Raw genomic sequence first — 24,937 nt, forward strand, 5'->3', positions numbered from 1 at the left:
AGTGTCAGGATGGTCGAAAATTAGCAAGCAATCATGCTTGCTTTATTTGCGGCGGTTTGGGATCGTGATGCCCATGACCACCCCCCAGACCCCGGAGACCGAGGACCCACACGCGGCCCTCGCCGCGCTCAACGCCAGGTTGGACGAGATCGTCGAGGCCGCCGGCACCGACCACTGGAACGCCGCGACCCCGGCCGAGGGCTGGGACGTCGCCATGCAGATCGCTCACCTGGCCTGGACGGACGAGGTCTCGGTATCCGCTATCCGTGACGCCGACGCATTCCAGACGATCGTGGACAAGGCCATGGCCGACCCGGCAGGGTTCGTCGACGCCGGAGCCGAGGAGATCGCGTCGACCGGTCGCGACGAGGTCCTGGCACGGTGGCGCCTGGCCCGCGGGGAACTGGCGGACGAGCTCAAGGCCGCCGATCCCGGCGAGAAGGTCCCCTGGTTCGGGCCGCCGATGCGGCCGAAATCCATGACCACGGCCCGGATCATGGAGACATGGGCGCATGGCGTCGACGTCGCCGACGCGATCGCGGTCCCGGTCACCGACGACCCCGCTTTCCTCGCGGCGATGCCCCACGTGGCCCGGCTCGGCTTCAGGACCCGCGGCTTTTCCTATGCGATGAACGGCCTCGAGGCGCCCGCGAGCGAGATCCACGTCGCCCTCACGCAGGCGGACGGCACGGTGGTCGAGTTCGGCCCTGCCGATGCCGATCAGCGCGTGAGCGGGCCCCTGCTCGACTTCTGCCTCCTCGTCACCCAGCGCGTCCACCGCGAGGACACGGCCCTGGAGGCCGTGGGGGAGGATGCCGAGGGCTGGCTGCGGATCGCCCAGGCCTTCGCCGGCCTGCCCGGCGGGGGCCGCGAGAAGGGGGCGCGGGCATGAGCGTCGACCCCACCCCCGCGCAGCGAGTCGGCACTGAACCCACGGTGCCTCCGCTCCGCGTCGGCAACATGTCCGGCTTCTACGGCGACCGCATCTCGGCCATGCGCGAGATGCTCGAAGGCGGCCAGCTCGACGTCCTCACCGGCGACTACCTCGCCGAGTTGACCATGCTCATCCTCGGCCGCGACCGGATGAAGAGCGCCGAGCTGGGCTACGCCAGGACCTTCCTCCGCCAGCTCGAGGACTGCCTCGCGCTCGCTCTGGAGAAGAAGGTCAAGATCGTCGCCAACGCCGGCGGTCTCAACCCGGCGGGGCTGGCAGCGGCGATCCGCGAGCTCGGCGAGCGTCTCGGCCTGCAGCCGGAGGTCGCGTACGTCCACGGCGACGACCTCATCGACCGCGTCGGCGAGCTCGACCTCCCGGCCGACGCCGGCTTCCCGGTGACCGCCAACGCCTACCTTGGGGCGTTCGGCATCGCCCGGTGCCTGGATGCCGGCGCCGACGTCGTCGTCACCGGGCGCGTCACCGACGCCTCCGTCATCGTCGGCCCCGCGATCAGCCACTTCGGGTGGACCAGGCAGGATCTCGACGCGCTGGCCGGTGCCACCGCCGCCGGCCACGTGATCGAGTGCGGTACCCAGGCCACCGGCGGCAACTACGCCTTCTTCAACCGCGGTGAGATCGCCGACCCCGTCTCCCCGGGATTCCCGATCGCCGAGATCGCGGCCGACGGTAGCTCCGTCATCACCAAGCACGCCGGGACCGGCGGCGCCGTCACCGTCGGCACCGTCACCTCCCAGCTGCTGTACGAGGTCACCGGCGCCCGCTACGGCGGCCCCGACGTCGTGACCCGACTCGATACCGCCCGCCTCGAGCAGGAGGGGCCGGACCGCGTCCGGATCTCCGGGGTCCGCGGCGAGACCGCGCCGCCGGACACCAAGGTGTCGGTGACCTGCCTCGGCGGCCACCGCAACGAGATCACCTTCCTGCTCACCGGCCTGGACATCGAGGACAAGGCCGCACTGGTGGAGCGCCAGTTCCGCGCTGGACTCCAGCGCGAGCCCGCGGACCTGCAGTTCCGCCTGCACCGGACCGACCACCCGGATGCCGACACACAGGCCGCGGCCACCGCTATGCTCACCATCGTCGGCTGGGACCCCGACAAGGACGTCGTGGGCCGGGCATTCACCGACGCGGCGGTCGCCATGACCCTGGCGAGCTACCCGGGGGCCACCCCGAGCGGCCCGCCCGGTCGCGGAGCGCCCTACGGCGTGTACATCCCCGCCTACCTCGACCAGAAGGCGGTTCCCCACATCGCCGTGCTCCCGGACGGCACCAGCGTCGACATTGACCCGCCCGACGAGACGGCGGAGATGGGCGACGGCCACGCCTCGGACGGACTCGACTCCGCCGGCCGTCCGCTGGCCCCGCAGGACCCGGCCGGCCCCTCGACGACCCGCCCACTGGGCGACGTCTTCGGCGCGCGGTCGGGAGACAAGGGCGGCACCGCCAACATCGGGCTGTGGGCCGGCGACGAGCGGTCCTACCGGTGGATGCTCGCCACGCTCACCGTCGACGAGGTCCGCCGCCTGCTACCGGAGGCGGCCGACCTGCCGATCGAGCGCTACGAGCTGCCGCGCCTGCATGCGGTGAACTTCGTAATCGACGGGCTACTCGGCAAGGGCGTCGCGCACGGCTACCGCTGGGACCCGCAGGCGAAGGGGCTGGGCGAATGGCTGCGCTCCCGCGTCGTGGACGTGCCCGATTACGTCACCGCCCCCGTCGACTCCCCGGCGGCCGCCATGAAGGAGAACCAGTGACCGTTCCTCGCAGAACCGCCCCCGCCGTCCCGCCCCATGTGCCCGGAGACCCCTGGTACTCGGACGAGCGACTCGCGCTCCGCGAGACCGCGACCCGCTTCGCGGAGCGGGAGATCCTGCCCCATCTCGCCGAGTGGGAGGCGGCGGGCGCGATCCCGCGGGAGCTGCACCGCGCGGCCGGCGAGCTGGGCCTGCTCGGGGTCTCCTTCCCCGAGGAGGTGGGCGGTGGTGGCGGCGACGCGATCGACTCCCTCGTGGTGTGCGAGGCGCTCCACGAGGCGGGCGTCTCCGGTGGCGTGTTCGCCTCCCTGTTCACCTGCGGCATCGCGGTGCCGCACCTGGCCCAGTCCGGGCGGCCCGACCAGATCGAACGGTGGGTGACGCCCACGCTGGCCGGCGAGCTGATCGGCTCCCTGGCCATCACCGAGCCCGGCGGCGGCTCCGACGTCGGTCACCTCACCACCACCGCACGCCGGGAGGGTGACGACTATGTCGTCAACGGCGCCAAGACCTACATCACCTCCGCCACGCGCGCCGACTTCGTCGTCACCGCCGTCCGCACCGGAGGCGGGGAACTCGCGGGCGCCGCCGGGGTGAGCCTGCTGGTGATCCCGACGGACACCCCGGGATTCCACGTCTCGGAGCCGCTCGACAAGCTCGGCTGGCGCGCCTCGGACACCGCCGAGCTCACGTTCACCGACTGCCGCGTGCCGGTGGCCAATCTCGTGGGCGCGGAGAACGACGGCTTCACCCAGATAGCGATCGGCTTCGTCAGTGAGCGCGCCGCCCTGGCCTGCCAGGGATACTCGCAGGCGCAGCGGTGCCTCGATCTGACCCTGGACTGGGTCCGCGAGCGGGAGACCTTCGGTCGACCGCTGCTGTCCCGGCAGGCCGTGCAGAACACGGTCACCGAGATGGCCCGCCGCATCGACCTCGCCCGCACCTACACCCACCACTGTGTGAACCTCGCGGTCTCGGGGCACGACGCCGTGGCCGAGGTCTGCTTCGCCAAGAACACCGCCGTCGAGTGCGCCGAATGGGTCGCCAACCAGGCGGTGCAGCTCTTCGGAGGACTCGGATTCATGTCCGAGTCCGAGGTGAGCCGCCAGTACCGCGATGTCCGACTCCTCGGCATCGGCGGAGGCACCACCGAAATCCTCACCACCCTCGCCGGACGACGTTTGGGGTACACCGCATGACAATCCTGCGTTCCACGATCGACACCACCACCGCCGAGTTCGGCGCGGCGCGACAGGCCATGGAGGCCAAGCTCGACCAGCTCGCCGCCGATCTCGAACCGGCACTGGCGGGCGGCGGCGAGCGCAAGGTCGCCCGCCACCGCGAGCGCGGCAAGTTCACCGCGCGCGAACGGATCGACATGATCCTGGACCGCGAGTCGCCGTTCCTAGAACTGTGCGCGCTCGCCGCCTGGGGCTCGGACTTCCAGACCGGCGCCTCCGTGGTGGCCGGGATCGGCGTGGTCTCCGGCGTCGAGTGCCTCCTCGTCGCCAACGACCCCACGGTCAAGGGCGGCACCTCCAACCCGTGGACCCTGCGCAAGATACTCCGGCTCAACGACGTCGCCATGAAGAACCGGCTCCCGGTCATCAGCCTCGTCGAATCCGGCGGCGCCGACCTGCCCACGCAGAAGGAGGTGTTCGTCCCGGGCGGCGGCCTGTTCCGTGACCTGACCCGCCTGTCCAAGGCGGGCATCCCCACCATCGCCGTGGTCTACGGCAACTCCACCGCCGGCGGCGCGTACGTGCCGGGGATGAGCGACCACGTCGTGATGATCGAGGAGCGCTCGAAGGTGTTCCTGGCCGGCCCGCCGCTGGTCAAGGCGGCCACTGGTGAGATCGCCGACGAGGAGACGCTCGGTGGCGCCGACATGCATGCGCGGGTCTCGGGGCTCGCGGACCATCTCGCCGCCGACGAGGCCGACGCCGCACGGATCACCCGGGGCATCGTCCGGAGGCTCAATTGGACCAAGGCCGGGAGGGCCCCGCGCACCGAGGTCCTCGAGCCCCTCCACCACGCCGACGAGCTGCTCGGGATCGTGCCCGAGGATCTCAAGATCCCGTTCGACCCGCGGGAGATCATCGCCCGCATCGTGGACGGCTCGGACTTCGACGAGTTCAAGCCGCTGTACGGCGCGAGCCTCGTCACCGGGTGGGCCGAGATCCACGGCTACCCGGTGGGCATCATCGCCAACGCCCGCGGCGTGCTCTTCAGCGAGGAGGCGCAGAAGGCCACGCAGTTCATCGAGCTGGCCAACCGCTACGACACCCCGCTGCTGTTCATGCACAACACCACCGGCTACATGGTCGGCTCGGAGTACGAGCGCGGCGGCATCATCAAGCACGGCGCGATGATGATCAACGCGGTCTCCAACTCCGAGGTCCCGCACCTGTCGCTCATCACCGCGGCCTCGTACGGCGCGGGTCACTACGGCATGTGCGGCCGCGCCTTCGATCCGCGGTTCCTCTACACCTGGCCGAGCGCGAAGTCCGCCGTCATGGGCGGTCAACAGCTCGCCGACGTGGTCACCTCTGTCGCCGCCGCGGCCTCCGCGGCCCGGGGCGAGGAGATGGACCCCGCGACCATCGACGGCCTCAAGACGGCGATCGCCGACCAGATCGAGGCCGAGTCACTGCCGGCGTTCCTGTCGGGGATGCTCTACGACGACGGCGTCATCGACCCCCGCGACACCAGGACGGTGCTGGGACTCAGCCTGTCCGCGATCCACTCCGCTGAAGTCGCCGGCACGAGCCGCTTCGGCGTCTTCCGGATGTGAGGAACCAGACCATGAGCTCCACCAGCCCCGCCCGGCCCGCCCAGAAATCTCCGAACGACCCGACGACAACGACGACGACGACACCGCCGGTCACCTCCGTCCTGGTGGCCAATCGCGGCGAGATCGCCCGGCGCGTCCACCGCACCGCCCGGTCACTGGGCATGTCGACGGTCGCCGTGTTCTCCGACGCGGACGCGGACTCGCCGCACGCCCGCGAGGCCGACGCCTCCGTGCGACTGCCCGGTAACACCCCTGCGGAGACATACCTGCGCGGTGACCTGGTGATCGAGGCGGCCCTGGCCGCGGGCGCCGACGCCGTCCACCCCGGATACGGGTTCCTGTCGGAGAACGCGGGATTCGCCCGCGATGTGATGGCGGCGGGTCTGACCTGGGTCGGGCCGCCACCGCAGGCCATCGAGGCCATGGGCTCCAAGATCGAGGCCAAGAAGATGATGGCGGCGGCGGGCGTGCCCATGCTCACCGACCTCGAGCCCGACGACGTCACCGAGGACCTCCTGCCGGTCCTGGTCAAGGCCTCCGCAGGAGGTGGCGGGCGCGGGATGCGCATCGTGCGCACCCTCGACTCACTGCACGACGAGATCGCGGCCGCCCGGCGTGAGGCGAAGTCGGCGTTCGGCGACGACGCGGTGTTCTGCGAGCGCTACCTCGAGCGCGGCCGGCACATCGAGGTCCAGATCATGGCCGACGCCCACGGCACCGTCTGGGCGGTGGGGGAGCGCGAGTGTTCCATCCAGCGCCGCCACCAGAAGGTCATCGAGGAGGCGCCCAGCCCGCTCGTCGAGCGCACGCCGGGGATGCGGGCGAAGCTGTTCGAGGCGGCCCGGGATGCCGCGACCGCGATCGGCTACACCGGCGCCGGGACGGTCGAGTTCCTGGCGACCGACGGCGGTGAGTTCTTCTTCCTCGAGATGAACACCCGCCTGCAGGTGGAGCACCCGGTCACCGAGGCCACCACCGGTCTGGATCTGGTGGCGCTGCAGTTCGACGTGGCCGCGGGTCTGCCGCTGCCCGCCGCCGAGCCGCCGGCCACGCACGGCTGGTCGCTGGAGGCCCGGCTGTACGCCGAGGATCCGGCGGACGACTATCGCCCCGGCTCCGGCGTCCTGTGGGCGCTCGAGGTGCCCGGTGTGACCTCGCGCTTCTCCGGCCCGCACCGGCCAGGGATCCGGCTGGACAGCGGCGTGGAGCCGGGGCCGGACGGCACGCTCATCGGCGTCCACTACGACCCGATGTTGGCCAAGGTGATCTCCTATGGCCGGACCCGCACCGAGGCCTGCACCTCGCTCGCCGGGGCACTCGCCCGCGCCAGGGTCCACGGACTGACCACCAACCGGGCCCAGCTCGTGCGCGTGCTCCGCCATCCCGAGTTCCTCGCCGGCAATCTGTCGACGGCGTTCCTCGACGACCACGGCGCCGCAGAACTCGCCGCCCCGCTCGCCGACGACGAGGCCGTACGCATCTCGGCACTCGCCGCCGCGATCGTCTCCGGTACCGCGGAGCACGCCGGCGGCCCGGTCGCGCTCGCCCCGGCCGGGTTCCGCAACGTCGGCCGCTCGCTGCAGACCCGCACCTACCGGGTCGGTGAGGACGAGCTCGAGGTGACCTACCTCCGCGACCGCGCCGGTGCCCGCCCCGCCGCCGAGGACCTCGACGGCATCGTGACGATCGGAGACGCCACCGCCGATTCGCTCGTCGTGGAGGTCCGTGGGGTTCGCCGCACTCTCGCCGTGGCCCGGTACGAGACCCCGGGGGCCGACTCGCGCGTGGAGGTCGACTCCCCGCTCGGACCGGTCTCACTCGTCGAACCGCCCCGCTACACCGACCCGTCGGCGGAGGTCGCCGCGGGATCGCTGCTCGCCCCGATGCCGGGCTCGGTCATCCGCGTCGCGGTCTCGGTCGGGGACGCGGTCACAGCAGGTCAGCCACTGCTCTGGATGGAGGCCATGAAGATGGAACACACCATCTCCGCGGCCATCGACGGCATCGTCACCGAGCTGCCCGTCGAGGTCGGCACGCAGGTCGAATCCGGCACCATTCTCGCCGTCGTCGTCGAACCCAGCACCGACACCGAACAGGAGTGACCGCGATGACCGACATCTCGACCGTCCCCAACCCCGTGATCGACACCGACGAGCAGGCCCAGCTCCGGAAGGTCGCCTTCGACCTCGGCTCGCGCTACGGCCTGGAGTACATGCGCGAGAAGTCCGACGCCGGCGAGACCACCGACGAACTGTGGACCGAGGCAGGCAAGCTCGGCCTGCTGGGCGTCAACCTGCCCGAAGAATACGGCGGGGGCGGCGCGGGCATGACCGAGCTGGCCATCGTCGAGGAGGAACTGTCCGCCGCGGGCGCCGGGCTGCTCATGATGGTGGTCTCGCCGGCCATCAACGGGACGATCATCTCGCGCTTCGGCACCGAGGAACAGAAGCAGCGGTGGCTGCCCGGGATCGCGTCGGGGGAGACCATCACCTCCTTCGCGATCACCGAGCCCGACGCCGGATCCAACTCCCACGCCATCACGACCACCGCGCGGCGTGACGGCGCCGACTTCCTGCTCAGCGGGCAGAAGACCTATATCTCGGGTGTCGACCAGGCGGATGCGATTCTCGTCGTCGCCCGTCTCGAGGGGTCCACCCCCGGCCGCCTCGAACCGGCGCTGTTCATGGTCCCCACCGACGCCCCGGGCCTGACGAGGGCCCACATCCCAACCGAGGTCCGTACGCCCGAGCGGCAGTTCCAGCTGTTCTTCGACGACGTCCGCCTCCCCGCCGACGCGCTCATCGGTGACGGCGACACCGCGCTGCTCATGCTCTTCGCCGGCCTCAACCCGGAGCGCATCATGGCCTCCGGCATGGCCTGCGGCACCGCGCGCTACGCGATGGACAAGGCCACGAAGTATGCGAACGAGCGGTCGGTGTGGAAGACGCCCATCGGCGCTCACCAGGGCGTCGCCCACCCCCTGGCCCAGTGCAAGATCGAGCTGGAACTCGCGCGGCTGATGATGCGCAAGGCGGCGGCCCTGGTCGACGCCGGCATGGACGAGGCGGCCGGCGAGGCGGCGAACATGGCGAAGTACGCCTCGGGAGAGGTCTCGGCGCGCACCGTCGACCAGGCCATCCAGACCCTCGGCGGTAACGGACTCTCGGTGGAGTACGGGCTCGCCGGGATGCTCGCCGCGTCCCGACTGCCCCGTATCGCCCCCGTCAGCCGGGAGATGATCCTCAACTACGTGGCCCAGCACTCGCTCGGGCTGCCGAAGAGCTACTGAAGGTGGCGGCCATGAGTGACACGCACGCCGGCGGGCCGGCCCCCGCCGGGCAGACGGTGGTCCGCTACGAGGTCCGGGCCGGCGCCGCGCGCATCGACCTGGACTCACCGCACAACCGCAACGCCCTGTCGACCGCACTCGTCGAGCAACTCCACGCCGCGCTCGACGGTGCCGCGGGTGACGACGCCGCCCGCGTCGTGGTGCTCGGGCACACCGGCGGGACCTTCTGCGCCGGCGCCGACCTCTCCGAGGCCTCGGGAGGCACCGGCCGGCCCGAGGAGCAGGCGGCGGAACGGACCAGGGTCTTCCTGGGACTGTTGCGGGCGATCATCGCCCACCCCAAGCCGGTGATCGCCGCCGTCGACGGCCATGTGCGGGCCGGCGGCATGGGCCTGGTCGCGGCGTGCGACCTCGCGATCTCCGGGCCCTCGTCGACGTTCGCGCTGACCGAGGTCCGACTGGGGCTCGCCGCCGCGATGATCTCGGTGCCCCTGGCAGCGCGCGTCAACCCCCGCGACCTCGCACGGGCGCTGCTGACGGGGGAGAAGTTCGACTCCGCGCACGCCCGGGCCATCGGCCTGCTCACCGAGGCCCCGGAGGACGTCCCGGCCGCCGTGGACCGGCTGGTGGCCTCGTTCCGCCCGTGCTCGCCGCAGGGGCTGACCGAGAACAAGGCGCTGCTCGCGGCGCCGCTGCTGGCCGAGCTCGACGCCCGGGGGGAGGAGCTGGCCGGGATCACCGCCCGGTTGTTCACCACCCCGGAGGTGGCCGAGGGGATGACCGCATTCCTCGAACGCAGATCGCCTGCCTGGGCGGCGGACGCGGAGTAGCGTGAAGTGTGGTGTTGGTCACACGACCAGCACCGCCTTCACCGTCGTCTCTCATCGAGGAGTACACGCATGCGCACCAAGGCCGCCATCATCCGCGAGCCCAAGCAGGACGGCTGGGAGATCGTCGAGGTGGACATCGACGACCCGAAGGCCGGGGAGGTCCAGATCAAGCTCGCCGCCTCCGGCCTATGCCATTCAGATGAGCACCTGCTCACCGGTGATCTGCAGTTCGAGTCGTACCCGATCATGGGCGGGCACGAGGGCGCCGGCGTGATCACCAAGGTCGGCGAGGGCGTGCGGGGACTGGAGGAGGGCGATCACGTCGTCCTGGCGTTCATCCCCGCCTGCGGCACATGCCCGCCCTGCTCGGAGGGGCTGCAGAACCTCTGCGACAACGGTGCCGGCCTGCTCAGCGGCCGTGCGATCAGTGACGGTGGCTTCCGCGTCCATACCACCGACGGCGAGGACGTGGCCACGATGTGCGTCCTCGGCACCTTCGCGCCGCACGTCACCGTGCACGAGTCCTCGGTGATCAAGATCGAGAAGGACATCCCCCTCGACAAGGCCGCACTCCTCGGCTGCGGCGTCTGCACGGGCTGGGGATCGGCCACCGAGATCGGCGGCGCCAAGGAGGGCGACGTCGTCGTCGTCGTCGGTGTCGGAGGTATCGGCATCAACTCGGTCCAGGGCGCCGCGGCCGCGGGCGCCCGCGCGATCGTGGCCGTCGACCCGATCGACTTCAAGCGTGAGAAGGCGCTCGAGTTCGGCGCCACCCACACCTGTGCCTCCATGGACGAGGCCATGGCGTTGGTGGGGGAGATCAGCTGGGGCAGAATGGCGGATCTGGTGATCCTGACCATGGGCGTCGTCGAGGGCAAGGATCTGCTGCCCGGCCTCCTGCTCACCGGCAAGGGGCGGCGCTGCGTGGTGGTGGGGCTGGGCGACATGACCGCTGTCGACGCACAGATCTCCATCCTGGACCTGGCGATGCAGCAGAAGACCCTCCAGGGGGCCATCTTCGGCGGCACCGGCCCGCGCAAGCAGATCCCGCATCTGCTGCACCAGTACCGTGCGGGCAACCTCAAGCTCGACGAACTGATCACCACGACGTACCGGCTCGAGGACATCAACCAGGGCTATCAGGACATGCGGGACGGAAAGAACATCCGCGGCGTCATCATCTACGACGAGCAGGACTGGTAGCAGGAGGAGACATGGCGGGACCCGAGCAGCGCGCCCCCAAGCAGGACCGCAGCCGCATCACGCGGGAGCGGTTGCTCGGTGCTTCCATCGACCTCCTCGCGACGCAGGGCTGGGCGGCGACCACCGTGGGCGCGGTGGCCGCCGCCGCCGGCGTCTCACGGGGTGCCGCCCAGCACCACTTCCCGACCCGCGAGGACCTGATCACAGCGGCTCTCGAGCACATGATCGAGCAGCGTGTCGAGAGCGTGCGCGCTGTCGGGCTGGACCTCCCGGAGCCCGGGCCGGCCCGCACCGAGGCGGTGGTGCGCCTGATCGTCGAGCACTACACCTCCGACCTGTTCAAGGCCGCACTGCAGGTGTGGACCGCGGCCGCCAGCGATCCCGCTCTCGCGGACCGGGTGCTTCCCCTGGAGACCGCGATGTCGCGCGAGGTCCTCGGCATCGCCGCGGCCGCGCTGGAGCGCGACGCCTCGGACGCCCGCGTCCGCCGGGCGCTGCAGACGACCCTCGATCTCGCGCGTGGCCTCGGCCTGGCCGACGTGCTCTCCGACGATTCCGGACGTCGTGACAAGATCATCCGATTCTGGGCGCAGACGATGGACGAGGTCCTCGACGACGCCGGAAAATCGCACCCGGTGGCGGGCGGCCGCGGCTCATTTTGACCCGGTATCCCCACGGCGGTTAGGCTTGACCATCGTGCTCGCAGTATGCGAGCTGGAGGATCGTGCCCTGTAGGCCAGCGAGAGCGGCTGACGAGGTCGCCCGTGCGCGGCGACGGGTGTTCGAGAGTCCGGATACGAGCAACGTCCCAGTGACCGGTGGTCGCCCTTGAAAGCGGAGGCCGCCAGCTAGAGAAAGTCGGTTCATGCCAACCATCAACCAGCTGGTCCGCAAGGGCCGCCAGGACAAGAAGTCGGCGACGTCGACGGCTGCCCTCAAGGGTTCGCCCCAGCGTCGCGGCGTGTGCACGCGTGTGTACACCACGACCCCCAAGAAGCCGAACTCCGCGCTCCGTAAGGTCGCCCGTGTGCGCCTGACCACCGGCGTCGAGGTCTCGGCCTACATCCCCGGTGAGGGCCACAACCTCCAGGAGCACTCGATGGTGCTCGTGCGCGGTGGTCGTGTGAAGGACCTCCCGGGTGTCCGTTACAAGATCATCCGTGGCTCGCTCGACACGCAGGGCGTGAAGGACCGCAAGCAGGCCCGCTCCCGCTACGGCGCCAAGAAGGAGAAGTAATGCCTCGTAAGGGTCCCGCCCCGAAGCGCCAGCTCATCAGCGATCCGGTCTACGGTTCGCCGCTGGTCACGCAGCTCGTCAACAAGATCCTCCTCGACGGCAAGAAGACGACCGCCGAGCGCATCGTCTACTCCGCGATGGAGATCTGCCGCGAAAAGACCGGCACCGATCCGGTCATCACCCTCAAGAAGGCCCTGGACAACGTCAAGCCTGCACTCGAGGTCCGCTCCCGTCGCGTCGGTGGCGCCACCTACCAGGTGCCCGTCGAGGTGCGCCCCGGACGCTCCACCACCCTCGCGATGCGCTGGCTGGTCACCTTCTCCCGGCAGCGTCGTGAGAACACCATGATCGAGCGTCTCGCCAACGAGATCCTGGACGCCTCGAACGGCCTGGGTGCCGCGGTCAAGCGCCGCGAGGACACCCACAAGATGGCCGAGGCCAACCGGGCGTTCGCGCACTACCGCTGGTGATTCGGTGGGCCCCTGGCGGGGCGGTGTCGTCAAGACCCCCCGTCCAGGGTCCCGCAGCCGCCCACTTGGTGGCATCATTGACCAAGCCCCGTCTCGCCTCGCTGAGAGTGCGCAGCCGGAATCAACACAATGACCCGGTTCGGACGGTCGACACCGACCGCACGGGCCACCGACGACTCACGATCGGGGAGAATCCGTGGCACAGGACGTGCTGACCGACCTCAACAAGGTCCGCAACATCGGCATCATGGCGCACATCGACGCCGGTAAGACCACCACGACCGAGCGCATCCTGTTCTACACGGGTGTCAACCGTAAGGCCGGCGAGACGCACGACGGCGCGTCGACGACCGACTGGATGGAGCAGGAGAAGGAGCGTGGCATCACGATCACCTCCGCCGCGGTCACCTGCTTCTGGGACGACAACCAGATCAACATCATCGACACCCCGGGCCACGTCGACTTCACGGTCGAGGTCGAGCGGTCGCTGCGCGTGCTCGACGGCGCCGTCGCGGTCTTCGACGGCAAGGAGGGCGTGGAGCCCCAGTCGGAGCAGGTCTGGCGCCAGGCCGAGAAGTACGACGTCCCCCGTATCTGCTTCGTCAACAAGATGGACAAGCTGGGCGCGGACTTCTACTACACCGTCCAGACGATCGTCGATCGTCTCGGTGCCAAGCCGCTGATCCTCCAGCTCCCGATCGGTGCCGAGGACGCGTTTGACGGCGTCGTCGACCTGCTCACCATGAAGGCGCACTTCTGGCGTGGCAAGACCGAGATCGGCAGCGCGGCCTCGATCGAGGACATCCCGGCCGACCTGCAGGAGAAGGCCGAGGAGTACCGCGAGAAGCTCCTCGAGACGGTCGCCGAGACCGACGAAGAGCTCATGGAGAAGTACTTCGGCGGCGAAGAGCTGACCATCGACGAGATCAAGGCTGCGATCCGCAAGCTCGTGATCAACTCGGAGATCTACCCGGTCCTGTGTGGCTCCGCGTACAAGAACAAGGGCATCCAGCCGATGCTCAACGCGGTCATCGACTTCCTCCCGAACCCGCTGGACGTCGGCGAGGTCCACGGCCACAAGGTCGGCGACGAGGAGACCGAGATCCTGCGCAAGCCGTCCAAGGACGAGCCGTTCTCGGCGCTGGCGTTCAAGATCGCCGTGCACCCGTTCTTCGGCAAGCTCACGTTCGTGCGCGTCTACTCGGGTCGTGTCGAGCCGGGCACCCAGGTCGCCAACTCGACCAAGGGCCGCAAGGAGCGCGTCGGCAAGCTCTTCCAGATGCACGCCAACAAGGAGAACCCGGTCGACGAGGCCGTGGCCGGCAATATCTACGCCTTCATCGGGCTCAAGGACACCACCACCGGTGACACCCTGTGTGACCTGAACGACCAGGTCGTCCTCGAGTCGATGACGTTCCCGGACCCGGTCATCGACGTCTCCATCGAGCCCAAGACCAAGGCCGACCAGGAGAAGCTGGGTACCGCGATCCAGAAGCTCGCCGAGGAGGATCCGACCTTCACCGTGCGTCTGGACGACGAGACGGGTCAGACCGTCATCGGCGGCATGGGTGAGCTCCACCTCGACGTGCTGGTCGACCGCATGAAGCGGGAGTTCAAGGTCGAGGCGAACGTCGGTAAGCCGCAGGTCGCCTACCGCGAGACCATCAAGGGCTCGGTCGACAAGTACGACTACACCCACAAGAAGCAGACCGGTGGTTCCGGTCAGTTCGCCAAGGTGCAGATCGCGCTCGGACCCCTGGATCAGGAGTCCGTCGAAGAGGGCGAGACCTACGTGTTCGACGACAAGGTCACCGGTGGCCGCGTGCCCAAGGAGTACATCCCCTCCGTGGACGCGGGCATCAAGGACGCCATGCAGTACGGCATCCTGGCCGGCTACCCGATGGTCAACGTCAAGGCGACCCTCGTCGACGGTGCCTACCACGAGGTCGACTCGTCGGAGATGGCGTTCAAGGTCGCGGGCTCGATGGCCTTCAAGGAGGCCGCGCGCAAGTGTCAGCCCGTGATCCTCGAGCCGCTCATGGCCGTCGAGGTCACCACGCCGGAGGACTACATGGGCGACGTGATCGGCGACCTCAACTCCCGCCGCGGCCAGGTCAACGCGATGGAGGAGCGCTCCGGTGCCCGCGTCGTGAAGGCCAACGTGCCGCTGTCCGAGATGTTCGGCTACGTCGGCGACCTCCGGTCGAAGACGCAGGGCCGGGCCAACTACTCGATGGTCTTCTCCCACTACGCCGAGGTTCCGGCGAGTGTGTCGAAGGAGATCATCGCCAAGGCGACCGGCGAGTAACCGGTATGGTCCCGTTCCGCCCTCGCGGCGGGACGGGGCCGATGCCGGCGGCGCACGGTCGAACCTCCGGGTGGCCGCCGGTTCGTGCCCCACGGCACGATGAGTAAGATCAATCCACACAAAGCAGTGCCCACTACCCGAAGTGGGGACAGACCAGTCCAGGAGGACATCAAGTGGCGAAGGCGAAGTTCGAGCGGACGAAGCCGCACGTTAACATCGGCACCATCGGTCACGTCGACCATGGCAAGACCACCACCACCGCGGCCATCACCAAGGTACTCGCGGACGCGTTCCCGGACCTCAACGACTCGTTCGCGTTCGACGAGATCGACAAGGCGCCGGAGGAGAAGGCTCGTGGTATCACGATCAACATCTCCCACGTCGAGTACCAGACCGAGAAGCGTCACTACGCGCACGTCGACGCCCCCGGTCACGCCGACTACATCAAGAACATGATCACCGGTGCCGCCCAGATGGACGGCGCGATCCTCGTCGTGGCCGCCACCGACGGCCCGATGCCCCAGACGCGTGAGCACGTGCTGCTCGCCCGTCAGGTCGGCGTTCCCTACATCCTCGTCGCGCTCAACAAGTGCGACATGGTGGACGACGAGGAGATCCTCGAGCTCGTCGAGATGGAGGTCCGCGAGCTGCTGGCTTCGCAGGACTTCGACGAGGACGCCCCCGTCATCCACATCTCCGCCCTGAAGGCTCTCGAGGGTGAGCAGAAGTGGGTCGACTCGGTCCTGGAGCTCATGCAGGCCTGTGACGACTCCATCCCGGATCCCGAGCGCGAGACGGACAAGCCGTTCCTCATGCCCGTCGAGGACGTCTTCACCATCACCGGTCGTGGCACCGTCGTCACCGGTCGTATCGAGCGTGGCCAGATCAACGTGAACGAGGATGTCGAGCTCATCGGCATCAAGGATAAGGCCACCAAGACCACCATCACGGGCATCGAGATGTTCCGTAAGCTCCTCGACTACGGCGAGGCGGGCGACAACGTCGGCCTGCTGGTCCGTGGCCTCAAGCGTGAGGACGTCGAGCGCGGCCAGGTCGTCATCAAGCCGGGCGCCTACACCCCGCACACCACGTTCGAGGGCCAGGCGTACATCCTGTCCAAGGACGAGGGCGGCCGCCACACGCCGTTCTTCAACAACTACCGTCCGCAGTTCTACTTCCGTACCACGGACGTGACCGGCGTCGTGACCCTCCCCGAGGGCACCGAGATGGTCATGCCGGGCGACAACACCGAGATGAGCGTCGAGCTCATCCAGCCGGTCGCCATGGATGAGGGCCTGCGCTTCGCGATCCGTGAGGGTGGCCGCACCGTCGGCGCCGGACAGGTCACCAAGATCATCAAGTGATCGTCTGACCTCACGGACCGGGTGAAGTAACCGGACCAGAGAGTAAGGGGCGCCCCGCCTGAGCGGGGCGCCCCTTACTCTATTTGTCGACTTCCGGTAGGTCGGACGGACAGGTGGTCACCGGCGACGTCCGAGCACGCTCATCGCCACGGAGAGCCCGATCGCGGCCACGCCGGCCAGCGCGGTCACCGCCACCGCGGCGACCTGCTCGGCCGAGGCGGAGTGTTCACCGCGTGCCGAGCCGATGACCCCGTGCCGCCGGTCGACCTCTTCGAGCGCGCGCAGCAGCTCGTCCGGGTTCCCGCCCTTGTCCGGGTGATGACGCAGCACGGCCTGACGACGGTCCCTCTTGTAGGCGGCGGGATCACGTGGTTCGCGGCGGGTGTTCACGGGGGAGCTCCTCGGGGCAGGCTCGTCAGGTCGATGGTCGTTCCGACGATACCCGTGCGGGGGCGGGGCCCCGCGGCGCCGGTGGACGCCTCTGTACCGGGTCCGCCCCGGGCGATTTTGCTCTGTGCGCCACCGTGCGGCATACTGGTGAAGTTGCCCGGACAAGGCGGCATCCGAACGTGGGTACATTTTACCCGCGGCAGGGGCCGGGTTGGCCGGGCGAGCACGACCGTGGCGGGTGAGCGATCACCCGCTGGAAAAGTGGGAGGGCGACACGCCCGACCGCGTGGACGCGTCGTGACACGTCAACAGCGGCAGCGGATCGGTCCGCCGTCTTCTTCGCCCAGCGGGGAGCGGCATCCCGTCCTCTGGATCACCTGAGTCGTGTTGCGCCTATGGCCGCGCGTCCGGGGACCTCCACGACGGGCACCGATGCACGAGACCGGGTGGTAGACGGTTTGACGGTGTCACATATGACAAGCGAACACAGCAGTGTCCCCGCCAGGCGAGGGCGCTCACGACAGCCGCCTTCACGGGCGGGAGGAGAAGAGGACGAAGTGGCGGGACAAAAGATCCGCATCCGGCTCAAGGCCTACGACCACGAGGCGATCGACGCCTCGGCGCGCAAGATCGTCGAGACGGTGACCCGTACCGGCGCTCGCGTCGTCGGTCCGGTGCCGCTGCCCACCGAGAAGAACGTTTACTGCGTCATCCGCTCGCCGCACAAGTACAAGGACTCGCGTGAGCACTTCGAGATGCGTACCCACAAGCGGCTGATCGACATCCTCGACCCCACGCCCAAGACCGTGGACGCGCTCATGCGCATCGACCTGCCTGCCAGCGTCGACGTCAACATCCAGTGACCTCCGACCGCGTAGCGGTCAGCAAGCAACGTGCAGCGGAGACAGTGAACAGATGAGTAACACCGAGATCAAGGGCATCCTGGGCGCCAAGCTCGGCATGACCCAGGTCTTCGACGAGAACAACCGGGTGGTTCCGGTCACCGTCGTCAAGGCCGGGCCGTGCGTCGTCACCGGGATTCGTACCGAAGAGACCGACGGCTACAACGCCGTCCAGATCGCGTTCGGCGCGATCGACCCCCGCAAGGTCACCAAGCCTGTCGCGGGTCAGTTCGACAAGGCCGGGGTCACCCCGCGCCGCCATGTCGCGGAGATCCGCCTCGAGAACGCCGAGCAGGCCGCCGGCTTCGAGATCGGCCAGGAGCTCGGCGCGGACGTGTTCGAGGACGGCGCTTTCGTCGACGTCACCGGAACGTCCAAGGGCAAGGGCTTCGCCGGCACCATGAAGCGTCACGGCTTCGCCGGTCAGGGCGCCTCGCACGGTACCCAGGCCGTCCACCGCAAGCCGGGCTCGATCGGTGGCGCCGCCACCCCGGGTCGCGTCTTCCGCGGCAAGAAGATGGCTGGCCGCATGGGTAACGAGCGGGTCACCACCATGAACCTCAAGGTCCACAAGGTCGACGCCGAGGCCGGCGTCCTCCTCATCAAGGGTGCCATCCCCGGCCGCAATGGCGGCCTCGTGATGGTCCGTTCCGCAGTGAAGGGCGGTGCGCGCGCATGACCACCACGGAGAACACCGTGAACCTCAAGCTCGACGTCCGTACTCCGGCCGGGAAGACCGACGGTGCCGTCGAGCTCCCCGCCGAGATCTTCGGTGTCGAGCCCAACCTGCCGCTGATGCATCAGGTCGTGGTGGCCCAGCTGGCCGCCGCACGTCAGGGCACCCACTCGACCAAGACCCGTGGCGAGGTGCGCGGCGGTGGCCGCAAGCCGTTCCGTCAGAAGGGCACCGGCCGCGCGCGCCAGGGCTCGACCCGCGCACCCGCGTACACCGGCGGTGGCACCGTCCACGGTCCGAAGCCGCGGGACTACTCGCAGCGCACGCCCAAGAAGATGAAGGCCGCCGCCCTGCGCGGTGCCCTCTCCGACCGGGTCGCCAGCGAGCGGCTCCACGTCGTGACCGAGTTCATCGAGGGGCAGAAGCCGTCGACCTCGGGCGTCCGGACGTTCCTGGCGTCGTTGTCCGACCGCAAGAAGTTCCTGATCGTGGTGGGTCGTGAGGACCTCGCTGCATGGCGTTCGGTCGCCAACCTCGATCACGTCCACCCGATCGCTCCGGATCAGCTCAACACCTACGACGTCCTCAACGCCGACGACGTCGTGTTCACGGTCGAGACTCTGGACGCGTTCGTCACGCAGGCGGGTCGCATCCTCGCCGGCAAGGCTGCGAAGGAGGCCGACAAGTGAGCACAGTCGCCGATCCCCGGGACGTGATTCTCGCCCCGGTCGTCTCCGAGAAGGCCTACGGCCTGCTCGAGCAGGGCGTGTACACGTTCCTGGTGGCGCCGGACGCCAACAAGACGCAGATCAAGATCGCCATCCAGGAGATCTTCGGCGTCACCGTTGATTCCGTCAACACCGCAAACCGTAAGGGCAAGCGCAAGCGCACCCGCACCGGGTTCGGTCAGCGCAAGAGCACCAAGCGCGCCATCGTGACCCTCGCGGCCGACAGCAAGCCCATCGAGATCCCGGGTCTGACCGCCTGACGGCGGGAAGAGTTAAGGACGAGAGAACCTCATGGCTATCCGCAAGTACAAGCCCACGACCCCCGGTCGTCGCGGCTCGAGCGTCTCGGACTTCGCCGAGATCACCCGCTCGACGCCCGAGAAGTCGCTGCTGCGCCCGCTGAGCAAGACCGGCGGTCGTAACGGCCACGGCCGTATCACCACTCGCCACAAGGGCGGTGGGCACAAGCGCCAGTACCGTGTCATCGACTTCCGTCGCAACGACAAGGACGGCGTGCTCGCCACCGTCGCGCACATCGAGTACGACCCGAACCGCACCGCCAACATCGCCCTGCTGCACTACGCAGACGGTGAGAAGCGGTACATCCTGGCCCCGCGCAACCTGAAGCAGGGCATGAAGGTCGAGTCGGGTGCGAACGCCGACATCAAGACCGGCAACAACCTGCCGCTCCGCAACATCCCCGCCGGCACCGTCGTGCACGTGGTGGAGTTGCGTCCGGGCGGCGGCGCCAAGATGGCCCGCGCGGCCGGCGCCGGAATCCAGCTTCTCGGTAAGGAAGGTGCCTACGCCACGCTGCGTATGCCCTCCGGCGAGATCCGTCGTGTCGACGTCCGTTGCCGGGCGACGATCGGCGAGGTCGGCAACGCCGAGCAGATCAACATCAACTGGGGTAAGGCCGGCCGCATGCGGTGGAAGGGCGTTCGCCCGACCGTCCGTGGCGTGGTCATGAACCCCGTCGACCACCCGCACGGCGGTGGCGAGGGCAAGACGTCCGGTGGACGTCACCCCGTCAGCCCGTGGGGGCAGCTTGAGGGACGTACCCGCAAGCCCAACAAGGCGAGTGACAGTCTTATCGTCCGTCGCCGTCGCACCGGCAAGAAGCGCTAAGGAGGGAAACTAGGATGCCTCGTAGTCTCAAGAAGGGTCCGTTCGTCGACGAACACCTCCTCGCGAAGGTGGACGTGCAGAACGACAAGGGCACTCATCAGGTCATCAAGACCTGGTCGCGTCGCTCGACGATCCTGCCCGATTTCATCGGACACACGTTTGCCGTTCATGACGGCCGCAAGCATGTGCCCGTGTTCGTGTCCGACTCGATGGTGGGTCACAAGCTCGGCGAGTTCGCGCCGACACGCACGTTCAAGGGGCACATCAAGGACGATCGGAAGAGTAAGCGTCGATGAGCACTGATACCCAGCAGAACGAGCAGCAGGCCGATCAGAACCTGACGGCCCGCGCGACCGCGAAGTTCGTCCGTGTCACGCCCATGAAGGCGCGTCGCGTGATCGACCTGATCCGTGGCAAGGACGCTGCAGACGCGCTGAACACGCTGCGGTTCGCCCCGCAGTCCGCCAGCGAGCCCGTCGCCAAGGTCCTGGCCTCCGCGATCGCCAACGCAGAGAACAACCTCGACCTGGATCCCCGGACCCTGGTCGTCTCGACGGCGTACGCCGACGAGGGCCCGACGCTCAAGCGGTTCCAGCCGCGTGCACAGGGTCGTGCGTTCCGCGTGCGTAAGCGCACGAGCCACATCACCATCGAGGTGACCAGCGTGCCCGACAAGGCCGGTGCCGGCCGGGGACGTCGCAACCAGGGAGGTGCCCGCTAAATGGGACAGAAGATCCAGCCGCACGGCTTCCGTCTCGGCATCACCTCGGACTGGACGTCCAAGTGGTATGCCGACAAGCAGTACGCAGACTACGTCGCCGAGGACATCAAGATCCGCGAGCTCCTGTCCAAGGGCATGGAGCGGGCCGGGATCTCGGGCGTCGACATCTCGCGTACCCGTGACCGGGTCCACGTCGACATCCACACCGCCCGCCCGGGCATCGTGATCGGTCGTCGTGGCGCCGAGGCCGACCGCCTGCGTGGCGAGCTCGAGAAGCTCACCGGCAAGCAGGTCCACCTCAACATCCTCGAGATCAAGAACACCGAGGCCGACGCCCAGCTGGTGGCCCAGGGCATCGCCGAGCAGCTCACGAACCGCGTGGCGTTCCGCCGCGCGATGCGTAAGGGCATCCAGTCGGCCATGCGCCAGCCCCAGGTCAAGGGCATCAAGGTGGTCTGCTCGGGTCGTCTCGGCGGCGCCGAGATGTCCCGCTCGGAGCGGTACCACGAGGGACGCGTCCCTCTGCACACCCTGCGTGCCGAGATCGATTACGGCACCTACGAGGCCAAGACGACCTTCGGTCGCATCGGCGTCAAGGTGTGGATCTACAAGGGTGACGTCGTCGGCGGTCGTCGCGAGTCCGACCAGTTCGCCCAGTCCAGCAACCGCGGCGGTGGCGACCGTGGCCCGCGCCGCGAGCGTGGCGCCGGCCGCCCGCGTCGTTCCGGCGCCCAGGGCACCACGGCCACGAGCACCGAGACCGGCCGTGCCGGCTCGGCTGCCCCGGCCGAGGCGCCCGCAGAAAACAAGGAGGCCTGACAGTGCTGATCCCCAAGCGCGTCAAGCACCGCAAGCAGCACCACCCCGGTCGTAAGGGCGGGGCGAAGGGCGGCACCAAGGTCACGTTCGGTGACTACGGGATCCAGGCTCTCGAGCCGGCCTACATCACCAACCGGCAGATCGAGTCCGCTCGTATCGCGATCAACCGCCACATCAAGCGTGGCGGCAAGGTCTGGATCAACATCTACCCGGATCGTCCGCTGACGAAGAAGCCCGCCGAGGTCCGGATGGGTTCCGGTAAGGGATCCGTCGAGTGGTGGGTCGCCAACGTCAAGCCGGGTCGCATCCTGTTCGAGATGTCGTACCCGAACGAGGAGACCGCCCGGGAGGCTCTGCGCCGTGCGCAGCACAAGCTCCCGTGCAAGACCCGCATCGTCACCCGGGAGGAGCAGTTCTGATGGCAAGTGGAATCACCGCCCCCGAGCTGCGCGAGCTCGACGCCGATGCGCTGACCGCGCGCCTTCGCGAGGCCAAGGAAGAGCTGTTCAACCTGCGCTTCCAGATGGCCACCGGTCAGCTGACCAACAACCGTCGCCTGCGGGTCGTACGACACGACATCGCGCGCATCTACACCGTCATCCGTGAGCGTGAGCTCGGGCTGTCGGCGGCGCCGGGTGATGCCAAGTGAGTGACAAGGAAACAGTTGTGACTGAGTCAGGCGAGAGCACGGAGCGCAACAGCCGCAAGGTGCGCATCGGGTACGTCGTGTCCGACAAGATGGAGAAGACCATCGTCGTCGAGCTCGAGGACCGCGTGAAGCATCCCCTGTACGGCAAGATCATGCGCCGTACCGAGCGTGTGAAGGCGCACGACGAGACCAACACCGCCGGCATCGGCGATCGCGTGCGGATCATGGAGACCCGCCCGATCTCCGCCAGCAAGCGGTACCGCCTCGTCGAGGTGCTGGAGCGGGCCAAGTAGTCCACTCCGCTCAGATAGTCCGGCCCGGCCACGAGAACTCTCGTGGCCGGGCCGACCTCTTTTTCCAGTGTTCCTCGCAGTAGGACCGCGCCGCCGAGGATTACCCAGGCGAAACAAAATATGAGTAATGTGTCACCCGTTCGAAGGGCACCGCGTGTCAGACAGGAGCGACACATGAGCACCCGGATCTTCTCGGGACCCAGGCCTCCGCGTAATCGCGGTGGTCGGCGCCGGTCCTACCCGGTGGCTGTCGCGGCCGCGGTGGCCGCACTCTCAGTCACCGGCGCGCCGGCGGTGAGCGCCCAGGGCTCCGGGGTGGGATCACTGGATCCGCAGTCATTTGCTCCCAGTGTCGCTCCCGGCAGCCTGTTCGGCGTACCGTCGCTCAGCCTGGCCGCGGCGACCCAGGTCGGAGCGCCGATCCCACTCACGGCTGTCCTCGGATCCCTCGGGATGGTGGGGTCGTCGGACTTCGCGAGGCCGGGTAGTTCGGGCAGCGCGCCGGCGGAGCCCATAGCGACGCGGGATCCGGACATCAAGGCGACAACGATCAGGTCGGTCGAGCCACTGTTCCCGGCGTCGACAGACGAGGTGGACCGCCGCGCAGAGGTATGGACCGTCACGTCGGAATCGATGCAGCGTGAGGTGCGGGTCGAGGTCTACCGGGCTCCGGCCGGGGTCGACGCCCCGAACATGTACTTCCTCGACGGTGTGGGTAGTGAGTCGCCGTCGGGCTGGAGCGGGGGGATGGGATGGGGCGATCCCCGGCTGCGCCAGCGTGCGGTGAACGTGGTCGCGCCCACGGGGGCGCCGTCCTCGATGTGGAGTGACTGGGAGGAAGACGACCCGGTCCTCGGCCCGAACATGTGGGAGACCTTCCTGGTGGAGGAGCTGCCCGGACTACTCTCCAGGGGCCTGGAGGGCACGGTGGAGCCCGTGGCGCATAACGGCGACTGGGGAGTCCTGGGTGTGTCGATGGGCGCGGCATCGGCCGTGCATCTCGCGAACACCAACGATATGTTCGGGGGAGTGGCCGGCGTCAGCGGCGCCTACTCCACGATGGACGCTCTCGGGTACCAGTACGCGAGGTTGACCGTGGCCGCGCGGGGCGGCGACGCGACCAACATGTGGGGCACCCGGGGCGCGGAGCCGTGGCGTGAGCACGACACGATCGCGAACCCCGCCGGGCTGGCGGGCAAGTCGGTCTACCTCAGCGCCGCGACCGGCCGCGTCGGGTCGAGCGAACTCGGACGCTTCGGTAGTAACGAGATGGTCCTTCTCGACGGGCACGTGTTGGAGAAGGGATCGTTCGAGAGCACCCGTGCGCTGGAATCGGCTCTCGCCTCCGTCCCCGGTGTGCACCTGCAGATGAACTATATGCCGACCGGCATCCACAACTGGCCGGTGTTCGTCACCGAGATGCTCCCGGGTACCGACCACATCCTGAGCGGACTGGCGCCGGCGACACCCAACGGCCGCACGACCACCGGGGCGGTGGGGGAGCGGGCTTCGGGCTCCCTCGGGTCGGCGACCTCCAGCGGATCGGCCGGCTCCGGTGGTGGCACCGGGTCGCTCGGTTCGAGCGGGTGATGATCCGGATTTGGGCTGAGTAGCCCGCTCACCCTACACTGGAGCAGTTGCCCGACCTGCGCGCGTCCGCGCGTGCGGCCCGGCGACATGACCGCGTGTGTCGGGTCGGTATCCGGCACACACAGAACAGACCTGGTCAGGAGAACCATGATCCAGCAGGAGTCGCGACTGAAGGTCGCCGACAACACGGGTGCCAAGGAGATTCTGTGCATCCGCGTTCTCGGTGGATCCAAGCGTCGCTACGCGGGCGTCGGTGACATCATCGTCGCCAGCGTCAAGGACGCCATCCCCGGTGGCAACGTCAAGAAGGGCGAGATCGTCAAGGCGGTCATCGTGCGCACCGCCAAGGAGCGCCGTCGCCCGGACGGCTCGTACATCAAGTTCGATGAGAACGCCGCCGTCATCATCAAGAACGACAACGATCCGCGCGGAACGCGCATCTTCGGGCCCGTCGGCCGCGAGCTGCGCGACAAGAAGTTCATGCGCATCGTCTCGCTGGCTCCGGAGGTGCTCTGACATGAAGGTCCACAAGGGCGATACGGTGCTCGTCATCTCGGGCAAGGACAAGGGCGCCAAGGGCAAGGTCATCCAGGCCTTCCCGGCGCAGGAGAAGGTCCTCGTCGAGGGCGTCAACCGCATCAAGAAGCACACCTCCAACTCGGCTGCCGAGCGTGGCGCCTCTTCCGGTGGCATCGTCACCCAGGAGGCCCCGATCCACGTGTCGAACGTGATGGTCGTGGACGCTGACGGCACCCCGACCCGGGTCGGAATCCGCACCGACGAGAACGGCAAGCGTGTCCGTGTCTCGCGCAAGACCGGGAAGGACCTGTGACC

28 protein-coding genes are annotated in these 24,937 nt (G+C 68.5%); 27 read left to right on the forward strand and 1 reads right to left on the reverse strand.

Features of this window, described 5'->3' with window-relative positions:
• Positions 1-73: 73 nt before the first annotated feature.
• The 13 genes from ACWGLC_RS03455 to tuf all read left to right on the forward strand — a co-directional run bounded on the left by ACWGLC_RS03455 (position 74) and on the right by tuf (position 16,207).
• The gene (locus ACWGLC_RS03455; protein ID WP_452098590.1) at positions 74-892 is read left to right on the forward strand and encodes a TIGR03084 family metal-binding protein; all 819 of its coding nucleotides are present in this window, start codon (positions 74-76) and stop codon (positions 890-892) included.
• A complete protein-coding gene (locus ACWGLC_RS03460) occupies positions 889-2,712 on the forward strand; it encodes an acyclic terpene utilization AtuA family protein (protein ID WP_452098591.1) in 1,824 nt (607 codons plus the stop codon). Before ACWGLC_RS03455 ends, ACWGLC_RS03460 begins: the two co-directional genes overlap by 4 nt.
• The gene (locus tag ACWGLC_RS03465; protein WP_452098592.1) at positions 2,709-3,911 is read left to right on the forward strand and encodes an acyl-CoA dehydrogenase family protein; all 1,203 of its coding nucleotides are present in this window, start codon (positions 2,709-2,711) and stop codon (positions 3,909-3,911) included. Before ACWGLC_RS03460 ends, ACWGLC_RS03465 begins: the two co-directional genes overlap by 4 nt.
• Positions 3,908-5,506, forward strand: coding sequence for an acyl-CoA carboxylase subunit beta (locus tag ACWGLC_RS03470; protein WP_452098593.1), 1,599 nt, complete (start codon positions 3,908-3,910; stop codon positions 5,504-5,506). Before ACWGLC_RS03465 ends, ACWGLC_RS03470 begins: the two co-directional genes overlap by 4 nt.
• An 11-nt stretch (positions 5,507-5,517) precedes the next feature.
• Positions 5,518-7,608, forward strand: coding sequence for an ATP-binding protein (locus tag ACWGLC_RS03475; protein ID WP_452098594.1), 2,091 nt, complete (start codon positions 5,518-5,520; stop codon positions 7,606-7,608).
• A gap of 5 nt (positions 7,609-7,613) precedes the next feature.
• Complete coding sequence (locus ACWGLC_RS03480) at positions 7,614-8,795, forward strand: acyl-CoA dehydrogenase family protein (protein WP_452098595.1); 1,182 nt, start codon at positions 7,614-7,616, stop codon at positions 8,793-8,795.
• 11 nt (positions 8,796-8,806) lie between these two features.
• Positions 8,807-9,625, forward strand: coding sequence for an enoyl-CoA hydratase family protein (locus tag ACWGLC_RS03485; protein ID WP_452098596.1), 819 nt, complete (start codon positions 8,807-8,809; stop codon positions 9,623-9,625).
• A gap of 69 nt (positions 9,626-9,694) precedes the next feature.
• On the forward strand, positions 9,695-10,828 hold the full coding sequence (locus ACWGLC_RS03490; RefSeq protein ID WP_452098597.1) for an NDMA-dependent alcohol dehydrogenase: 1,134 nt from the start codon (positions 9,695-9,697) through the stop codon (positions 10,826-10,828).
• An 11-nt stretch (positions 10,829-10,839) separates the two neighbouring features.
• Positions 10,840-11,490 (forward strand): TetR family transcriptional regulator, encoded by a 651-nt coding sequence (locus tag ACWGLC_RS03495; RefSeq protein WP_452098598.1) that lies wholly within the window; start codon positions 10,840-10,842, stop codon positions 11,488-11,490.
• 203 nt (positions 11,491-11,693) lie between these two features.
• On the forward strand, positions 11,694-12,065 hold the full coding sequence (rpsL, locus tag ACWGLC_RS03500) for a 30S ribosomal protein S12 (RefSeq protein ID WP_182631374.1): 372 nt from the start codon (positions 11,694-11,696) through the stop codon (positions 12,063-12,065).
• On the forward strand, positions 12,065-12,535 hold the full coding sequence (rpsG, locus tag ACWGLC_RS03505; protein WP_452098599.1) for a 30S ribosomal protein S7: 471 nt from the start codon (positions 12,065-12,067) through the stop codon (positions 12,533-12,535). The genes rpsL and rpsG overlap by 1 nt, the downstream gene beginning before the upstream one ends.
• Before the next feature lie 196 nt (positions 12,536-12,731).
• The gene (gene fusA / locus ACWGLC_RS03510; RefSeq protein ID WP_452098600.1) at positions 12,732-14,843 is read left to right on the forward strand and encodes an elongation factor G; all 2,112 of its coding nucleotides are present in this window, start codon (positions 12,732-12,734) and stop codon (positions 14,841-14,843) included.
• 173 nt (positions 14,844-15,016) lie between these two features.
• Entirely contained in the window at positions 15,017-16,207 is a 1,191-nt protein-coding gene (gene tuf / locus ACWGLC_RS03515; protein ID WP_452098601.1) for an elongation factor Tu, read from the forward strand.
• A gap of 117 nt (positions 16,208-16,324) precedes the next feature.
• On the opposite strand, the gene ACWGLC_RS03520 is transcribed toward tuf, so the two are convergent.
• On the reverse strand, positions 16,325-16,597 hold the full coding sequence (locus ACWGLC_RS03520; RefSeq protein WP_452098602.1) for a hypothetical protein: 273 nt from the start codon (positions 16,595-16,597) through the stop codon (positions 16,325-16,327).
• Positions 16,598-17,154: 557 nt separating this feature from the next.
• Between ACWGLC_RS03520 and rpsJ the strand changes: the two genes are divergently transcribed.
• The 14 genes from rpsJ (at position 17,155) to rplX (ending at position 24,935) form a co-directional block, all read left to right on the forward strand.
• Positions 17,155-17,460, forward strand: coding sequence for a 30S ribosomal protein S10 (gene rpsJ, locus ACWGLC_RS03525; protein WP_003938093.1), 306 nt, complete (start codon positions 17,155-17,157; stop codon positions 17,458-17,460).
• Positions 17,461-17,512: 52 nt separating this feature from the next.
• Entirely contained in the window at positions 17,513-18,178 is a 666-nt protein-coding gene (rplC, locus tag ACWGLC_RS03530) for a 50S ribosomal protein L3 (RefSeq protein ID WP_452098603.1), read from the forward strand.
• Positions 18,175-18,864 carry a 50S ribosomal protein L4 gene (rplD, locus tag ACWGLC_RS03535; RefSeq protein ID WP_452098604.1) on the forward strand — a complete coding sequence of 230 codons (690 nt, stop codon included), beginning with the start codon at positions 18,175-18,177 and terminating at the stop codon, positions 18,862-18,864. Before rplC ends, rplD begins: the two co-directional genes overlap by 4 nt.
• Positions 18,861-19,163 (forward strand): 50S ribosomal protein L23, encoded by a 303-nt coding sequence (rplW, locus tag ACWGLC_RS03540; protein WP_230928230.1) that lies wholly within the window; start codon positions 18,861-18,863, stop codon positions 19,161-19,163. The genes rplD and rplW overlap by 4 nt, the downstream gene beginning before the upstream one ends.
• A 31-nt stretch (positions 19,164-19,194) precedes the next feature.
• Positions 19,195-20,031, forward strand: coding sequence for a 50S ribosomal protein L2 (rplB, locus tag ACWGLC_RS03545; RefSeq protein ID WP_230928229.1), 837 nt, complete (start codon positions 19,195-19,197; stop codon positions 20,029-20,031).
• A 14-nt stretch (positions 20,032-20,045) separates the two neighbouring features.
• On the forward strand, positions 20,046-20,327 hold the full coding sequence (gene rpsS / locus ACWGLC_RS03550) for a 30S ribosomal protein S19 (RefSeq protein WP_007628126.1): 282 nt from the start codon (positions 20,046-20,048) through the stop codon (positions 20,325-20,327).
• Positions 20,324-20,752 carry a 50S ribosomal protein L22 gene (gene rplV / locus ACWGLC_RS03555; protein ID WP_230928228.1) on the forward strand — a complete coding sequence of 143 codons (429 nt, stop codon included), beginning with the start codon at positions 20,324-20,326 and terminating at the stop codon, positions 20,750-20,752. Before rpsS ends, rplV begins: the two co-directional genes overlap by 4 nt.
• Positions 20,753-21,571, forward strand: a complete 819-nt coding sequence (rpsC, locus tag ACWGLC_RS03560; RefSeq protein ID WP_230928227.1) for a 30S ribosomal protein S3 — start codon at positions 20,753-20,755, stop codon at positions 21,569-21,571. It begins immediately after the preceding gene.
• Positions 21,572-21,573: 2 nt separating this feature from the next.
• A complete protein-coding gene (gene rplP, locus ACWGLC_RS03565; protein WP_182631363.1) occupies positions 21,574-21,990 on the forward strand; it encodes a 50S ribosomal protein L16 in 417 nt (138 codons plus the stop codon).
• The gene (rpmC, locus tag ACWGLC_RS03570; RefSeq protein ID WP_010541176.1) at positions 21,990-22,220 is read left to right on the forward strand and encodes a 50S ribosomal protein L29; all 231 of its coding nucleotides are present in this window, start codon (positions 21,990-21,992) and stop codon (positions 22,218-22,220) included. The genes rplP and rpmC overlap by 1 nt, the downstream gene beginning before the upstream one ends.
• A 17-nt stretch (positions 22,221-22,237) precedes the next feature.
• Positions 22,238-22,513, forward strand: coding sequence for a 30S ribosomal protein S17 (gene rpsQ, locus ACWGLC_RS03575; protein WP_372459507.1), 276 nt, complete (start codon positions 22,238-22,240; stop codon positions 22,511-22,513).
• A gap of 174 nt (positions 22,514-22,687) precedes the next feature.
• The gene (locus ACWGLC_RS03580) at positions 22,688-24,103 is read left to right on the forward strand and encodes an alpha/beta hydrolase (protein ID WP_452098605.1); all 1,416 of its coding nucleotides are present in this window, start codon (positions 22,688-22,690) and stop codon (positions 24,101-24,103) included.
• Between the two features lie 147 nt (positions 24,104-24,250).
• Positions 24,251-24,619, forward strand: coding sequence for a 50S ribosomal protein L14 (gene rplN / locus ACWGLC_RS03585; protein WP_182631360.1), 369 nt, complete (start codon positions 24,251-24,253; stop codon positions 24,617-24,619).
• A gap of 1 nt (position 24,620) precedes the next feature.
• Complete coding sequence (gene rplX, locus ACWGLC_RS03590; RefSeq protein ID WP_007628110.1) at positions 24,621-24,935, forward strand: 50S ribosomal protein L24; 315 nt, start codon at positions 24,621-24,623, stop codon at positions 24,933-24,935.
• Positions 24,936-24,937 lie beyond the last annotated feature (2 nt).

The sequence above is a fragment of the Dietzia sp. NPDC055877 genome (assembly GCF_053615975.1).

Coding starts and splice junctions, on each gene's coding strand:
- rpsS (WP_007628126.1), top strand. CDS start 20,046: ATGCCTCGTAGTCTCAAGAAGGGTCCGTTCGTCGACGAACACCTCCTC.
- rplC (WP_452098603.1), top strand. CDS start 17,513: ATGAGTAACACCGAGATCAAGGGCATCCTGGGCGCCAAGCTCGGCATG.
- ACWGLC_RS03495 (WP_452098598.1), top strand. CDS start 10,840: ATGGCGGGACCCGAGCAGCGCGCCCCCAAGCAGGACCGCAGCCGCATC.
- ACWGLC_RS03580 (WP_452098605.1), top strand. CDS start 22,688: ATGAGCACCCGGATCTTCTCGGGACCCAGGCCTCCGCGTAATCGCGGT.
- rplD (WP_452098604.1), top strand. CDS start 18,175: ATGACCACCACGGAGAACACCGTGAACCTCAAGCTCGACGTCCGTACT.
- rpsC (WP_230928227.1), top strand. CDS start 20,753: ATGGGACAGAAGATCCAGCCGCACGGCTTCCGTCTCGGCATCACCTCG.
- rpsG (WP_452098599.1), top strand. CDS start 12,065: ATGCCTCGTAAGGGTCCCGCCCCGAAGCGCCAGCTCATCAGCGATCCG.
- ACWGLC_RS03470 (WP_452098593.1), top strand. CDS start 3,908: ATGACAATCCTGCGTTCCACGATCGACACCACCACCGCCGAGTTCGGC.
- rplX (WP_007628110.1), top strand. CDS start 24,621: ATGAAGGTCCACAAGGGCGATACGGTGCTCGTCATCTCGGGCAAGGAC.
- rplN (WP_182631360.1), top strand. CDS start 24,251: ATGATCCAGCAGGAGTCGCGACTGAAGGTCGCCGACAACACGGGTGCC.
- ACWGLC_RS03460 (WP_452098591.1), top strand. CDS start 889: ATGAGCGTCGACCCCACCCCCGCGCAGCGAGTCGGCACTGAACCCACG.
- rplB (WP_230928229.1), top strand. CDS start 19,195: ATGGCTATCCGCAAGTACAAGCCCACGACCCCCGGTCGTCGCGGCTCG.
- ACWGLC_RS03490 (WP_452098597.1), top strand. CDS start 9,695: ATGCGCACCAAGGCCGCCATCATCCGCGAGCCCAAGCAGGACGGCTGG.
- ACWGLC_RS03455 (WP_452098590.1), top strand. CDS start 74: ATGACCACCCCCCAGACCCCGGAGACCGAGGACCCACACGCGGCCCTC.
- ACWGLC_RS03480 (WP_452098595.1), top strand. CDS start 7,614: ATGACCGACATCTCGACCGTCCCCAACCCCGTGATCGACACCGACGAG.
- rplV (WP_230928228.1), top strand. CDS start 20,324: ATGAGCACTGATACCCAGCAGAACGAGCAGCAGGCCGATCAGAACCTG.
- ACWGLC_RS03475 (WP_452098594.1), top strand. CDS start 5,518: ATGAGCTCCACCAGCCCCGCCCGGCCCGCCCAGAAATCTCCGAACGAC.
- ACWGLC_RS03485 (WP_452098596.1), top strand. CDS start 8,807: ATGAGTGACACGCACGCCGGCGGGCCGGCCCCCGCCGGGCAGACGGTG.
- rpmC (WP_010541176.1), top strand. CDS start 21,990: ATGGCAAGTGGAATCACCGCCCCCGAGCTGCGCGAGCTCGACGCCGAT.
- rpsL (WP_182631374.1), top strand. CDS start 11,694: ATGCCAACCATCAACCAGCTGGTCCGCAAGGGCCGCCAGGACAAGAAG.